3 protein-coding genes are annotated in these 2,909 nt (G+C 58.7%); all 3 read left to right on the top strand.

Going from position 1 to position 2,909, the window contains the following annotated elements; all coding sequences use genetic code 11:
* Positions 1 to 230: 230 nt before the first annotated feature.
* The 3 genes from ABD937_RS23815 (at position 231) to ABD937_RS23805 (ending at position 2,749) form a co-directional block, all read left to right on the top strand.
* Positions 231 to 779, top strand: a complete 549-nt coding sequence (locus tag ABD937_RS23815) for a TVP38/TMEM64 family protein (protein WP_345258592.1) — start codon at positions 231 to 233, stop codon at positions 777 to 779.
* Between the two features lie 61 nt (positions 780 to 840).
* Positions 841 to 1,425: an acyltransferase gene (locus ABD937_RS23810; RefSeq protein WP_345258591.1), complete on the top strand. Its 585-nt coding sequence runs from the start codon at positions 841 to 843 to the stop codon at positions 1,423 to 1,425.
* 88 nt (positions 1,426 to 1,513) lie between these two features.
* A complete protein-coding gene (locus tag ABD937_RS23805; RefSeq protein ID WP_345258589.1) occupies positions 1,514 to 2,749 on the top strand; it encodes a T9SS type A sorting domain-containing protein in 1,236 nt (411 codons plus the stop codon).
* The last annotated feature ends 160 nt before the right edge of the window (positions 2,750 to 2,909 follow it).

Raw genomic sequence — 2,909 nt, 5'->3', positions numbered from 1 at the left:
CAATCCGCTGCCAAACTTCATCAGGTACACTGTATCTGCTCTTCACGGAAGTTTATCTACAAAAAGCAAACCCTCCGCCAATTGTCAACACAACCTAGGACGTTTATTTCATATTTTCAATAATTACTGAAAGTTTCGGCAAAAATGTTTTCCGGGGTTAAATTCCTTCCCTCCTAACCGCGGGGTCTTACATTGCAGGCCATGATGTTGTCCGATAAATCCATCCGCCCGTGAAGGAGACCCTGATCGATCTGTTCGGGCAATACCCGCAGGCAGCCCTTGTGCTGAGCCTGCTGGCTTCCGTGCTGGTGGCGGTGCTCGGGCTTCTGCCCAGCGTGTTCATCACGGCGGCCAACATCCTCTTTTTCGGCTTCTGGAAGGGCACTGCCATCTCCTTTGCCGGCGAGGCGCTGGGCGCCGTGGTCTCCTTCTGGCTGTACCGCAAGGGCTTCCGCAAAGGTGCGGCGCCGGCCTTTGCGCGGTACCCGAAGGCGCAGCGCCTCCTCGACGCACAGGGCCGGGAAGCCTTCGGCCTCGTGCTTTCCCTCCGCCTGCTGCCGTTCGTCCCTTCCGGGCTCGTTACCTTCGCGGCCGCAATTGGTCGCGTATCGGCCGGCACCTTCGTCCTCGCCTCATCCCTCGGAAAAGCCCCTGCCCTGCTGCTCGAAGCCTGGTCGGTGCAAAAGGTTACGGAAGGCTCGATCGCGGGCAAGATCATCCTGGCCGTCGTCGCTGTGGTCATCCTTTATTTGCTCCTCCGGAAAAAGCCCAGGTCCTAAGCTTTTACCACTTTGAACGACCCCTTACTAATAAACAAACAGACCAATAGACCAATAAACCATGATCTACGAATTCAACGGCATCCGGCCCGTCATCCATGAGAGCGCCTTCATCCACCCGCAGGCCACCGTTACCGGCGACGTGCAGATCGGTCGTAACGTCTACATCGGGCCCGGGGCGGCCATCCGCGGCGACTGGGGCCGCATCGTGATCGCCGACGGCTGCAACGTGCAGGAGAACTGCACCGTGCACATGTTCCCGGGCGTGACCGTAGAATTACTGGAGGGCGCGCACATCGGCCACGGGGCCATCATCCACGGCGCGCGCATCGGCCGCAACTGCCTCGTGGGCATGAACGCGGTGCTGATGGACGAAGTGGAGCTCGGCGACGAATGCATCGTGGGCGCCCTCTCCTTCCTGAAACAGGGGGAGAAGATCCCGCGGCGCTCGCTGGTGGCGGGCAACCCGGCCCGCATCATCCGCGAAGTGAGCGACGAGCAGATCGCCTGGAAGACCGAGGGAACCCGGCTGTACCAGGAGCTGCCGGGCTGGTGCTACGAGACCCTCAAACCCTGCGATCCGTTCCGGGAATACGTGGAGCAGGCACCGTTACGGAAGAGCGACTACCAACCGTTCAAAAAATAATCCGGCCGCATTTCCGGAACCGGAAAGAAAGTGTTATAAATTAGTGGGGTAAACACCGCATTCAACTTACCTAAAAAATCAGCCGACAATGAGCAAAACTTTACGCTTTGGCGTACTTACCGCCCTCTTTTCTGCCAGCACCATCCTTGCCGGTGCGCAAACCGACCGCTTCGCCTACGCGGTGACCGATGCCACCAAGCAAGGCTACAACTGGAGCGTGCTCCGCAAGATCGACCTGACCACGGGTGAGTACAGCCCCGTATTGTTCAACGGTGTGGACGCCACCCAGCCCGTGCACGACGCGCTCACCAAGAAGGCCATCGCCCAGCAGCCCGACGCCAAGTGGGGCACCGCCATGCATGCGCCCTTCAGCACCGGCGTAGCCGCTGCCGCATATGACCCGAAGCATGACCGCATCTACTTCACCCCCATGTTCATCGACCAGCTGCGCTACATCGACCTGAAGACGATGAAGGTGTACTACGTGACCAACAAGGCCTTCACCGGTCTCGGCAACATGCACAACGACGAAGGCAAGTGCATCACCCGCATGGTGATCACTCCTGACGGCGACGGCTATGCGATCTCCAACGACGGCAAGACCTTCATCAAGTTCACCACCGGCAAGAACACGCAGGTGGAGCTCCTCGGCTCGCTCGTGGACGATCCGGCCAACAACGGCATCTCCGTACACAACCGCTGCTCCTCCTACGGCGGCGACATGATCTCCGACAACGAGGGCAACCTGTTCGTGATCTCCGCCCGCAACCACGTTTTCAAAGTGTCGACCGAATCGAAAGTGGCTACGCACCTCGGCTCCATCCAGGGCCTGCCCGGCACCTTTACCACCAACGGCGCCGTGGTGAATGCCGACGGTAACCTCGTGGTGTGCAGCGCCGTAGACGGCACCGGCAACTACATCGTGAGCCCGAAAGACTGGAGCGCACAGGTGTTCACAAAGGGTACCTTCCACTCCTCCGACCTCGCCAACAGCAACTACCTCGCTACCCGCCGCAACCCCAACACGATCGAGGCGATCACCGGCGTGAAGAGCAACCTCTCCGACAACATTCGCGTATACCCCAACCCGGTTACGAACAACCTGTTCACCATGCAGTTCACGAAAGTGCCTACCGGCGACTACACGCTGGTGCTCACCGATGCCAACGGCAAGTCGGTACAGCGCCGCCGCGTGAGCGTGACCATGGACAACCAGATCCAGCAGGTGTCGCTGCCCGCCGCCAACAGCAAGGGCTTCTACCTGGTGCAGCTGCTCAACAACAGCGCCAAGGCCGTATACGAGCAGAAGATCCTCGTTCAGTAATCGCTGATTCAGCTTATTGTCAAAAGCCGCCCTCCGGGGCGGCTTTTTCGTTTATTGGTCTGCCTCGTCCTAAAATAGGTTGACACAAAAGTTGACTTATATGTTAGATACAGGAGTTAGTGATTATCGTAGGCGGACTTGTAAGGATTACAGTCTTGCC

The organism is Flaviaestuariibacter amylovorans (assembly GCF_039541815.1).
GTDB lineage: Bacteria > Bacteroidota > Bacteroidia > Chitinophagales > Chitinophagaceae > Flavisolibacter > Flavisolibacter amylovorans.
The sequence above is the reverse complement of the archived record's forward strand: the minus strand, read 5'-3'. Positions and strand labels throughout refer to the sequence as shown.

Bases quoted from the DNA above. Each gene is read 5' to 3' on its own strand.
- ABD937_RS23810 (WP_345258591.1), top strand. From the start codon at position 841: ATGATCTACGAATTCAACGGCATCCGGCCCGTCATCCATGAGAGCGCC.
- ABD937_RS23805 (WP_345258589.1), top strand. From the start codon at position 1,514: ATGAGCAAAACTTTACGCTTTGGCGTACTTACCGCCCTCTTTTCTGCC.